This is a genomic window from Mesorhizobium sp. M1A.F.Ca.IN.020.06.1.1 (assembly GCF_004023265.1).
Classification (GTDB): Bacteria; Pseudomonadota; Alphaproteobacteria; order Rhizobiales; family Rhizobiaceae; genus Mesorhizobium.
Window position 1 is genome coordinate 1 of sequence record NZ_RZSR01001299.1, and the last position, 1,285, is coordinate 1,285.

2 protein-coding genes are annotated in these 1,285 nt (G+C 64.7%); both read right to left on the bottom strand.

Annotated features, from left to right (window positions below):
• Window positions 1–120, bottom strand: a 120-nt coding sequence (locus EOA60_RS39415) for a DUF1328 family protein (protein ID WP_128312643.1), incomplete at its 3' end; no start/stop codon positions are given.
• Window positions 121–179: 59 nt separating this feature from the next.
• Window positions 180–1,193 carry an MBL fold metallo-hydrolase gene (locus EOA60_RS33450; protein WP_128312644.1) on the bottom strand — a complete coding sequence of 338 codons (1,014 nt, stop codon included), beginning with the start codon at window positions 1,191–1,193 and terminating at the stop codon, window positions 180–182.
• Window positions 1,194–1,285: the final 92 nt, after the last annotated feature.

Consider the following 1,285-nt stretch of genomic DNA (forward strand, 5'->3'; position numbering starts at 1 on the left):
GATCAGCACAATACCGATCAGGATGCGGGCACCTGTGGCGGCGGCGCCGGCGAGCGCGGGCATGCCAAGCAGGCTTGCCGCAGCGGCAACGATAAGAAGGATGATGATCCATTTGATCATGGAAGGCTCCGAGGCGGATTTGCGTTGTGCAACCAACGCGTTTGCCCGGGCTGGGTTCCTTAGCCAGACGGCGGCACATCCCATGCTTCGCCCGGGCGCATGGCGCGAAAACGCTCCGGCGAAATGCCTTCGGCCGCCAATGCCTCGGCGAGCTTTTGCGCAGGCTCCTCGATCGGTTCGTCGGTGAGCTGAAAGGTGCCCCAGTGGCAGCCGGCAGCATGGACGGCGCCGCACAGCCTCATGCCCTGGACGGCTTCCGCCGGATTCTGGTGCTGCGGGGCCATGAACCAGCGCGGCTCATAGGCGCCGATCGGCAGGATGGCCAGCCGAAACCAGCCATGCTTTTCCGCCATTCGGCGGCAGTTGGTGCCGCCGTGGAAGCCCGTGTCGCCGGCGAAATAGACCTTGCCGCCCGCCGTATCGATGACGAATCCCGCCCAAAGCGCCATGCGGCGGTCGCGCCCGCCACGCGCCGACCAGTGATGCACCGGCTCGATGTGGATGATGCCGTCGCTGGCGACTTCGACGCTGTCGCCCCAATCATGTGCCGACACGCGCATGCCGGGCACGGCAGTGCCGATGATCGCATCGTTGCCGAGCGGCGTGATCACCATCGGGTCGTGGCTTTGCTTCAGCCGCTTGAGGGTCGCGAGGTCGAGATGGTCGTAGTGGTTGTGACTGAGCAGCACCAGGTCGATCGGCGGCAAGTCGCAAAAGGCGATGCCCGGCGCGTTGACCCGCTTCGGTCCGGCGAAGCCGAAAGGCGAGGCACGCTCGGACCAAACCGGGTCGGTCAGGATATTCAGGCCGGCTGTCTGGATGAGCAGCGAGGCGTGACCCACCATGGTGAGCCGAAGCGCAGCGCCTTCGATCCGTTGTTCGGGCTTCGCCTGGGGATATGGGCTCGGCCAGGCCGCCGGCCATTTCGAGCGCCCACCGCTCAATTGCCATTTCAGCAAATCGGTGAAGCGCGCCGGCGGCCTGCCCTCGGGATTGAAAAAGAGGCTACCGTCGAAATGATCGCTGAGTGGGCCGCTATAGTAGCGGTTGGCTGCTCTTGTTCTTGCGGCCATCGTTTCTCCGCCCACTCCCTGTCGCTTGTCCTGAAATAAGGACGCCGCCGCCTGGCGCAAGCATTTTGCTGGGGAATGCCAAGGGCCAACGG

Coding starts and splice junctions, on each gene's coding strand:
- EOA60_RS33450 (WP_128312644.1), bottom strand. CDS start 1,193: ATGGCCGCAAGAACAAGAGCAGCCAACCGCTACTATAGCGGCCCACTC.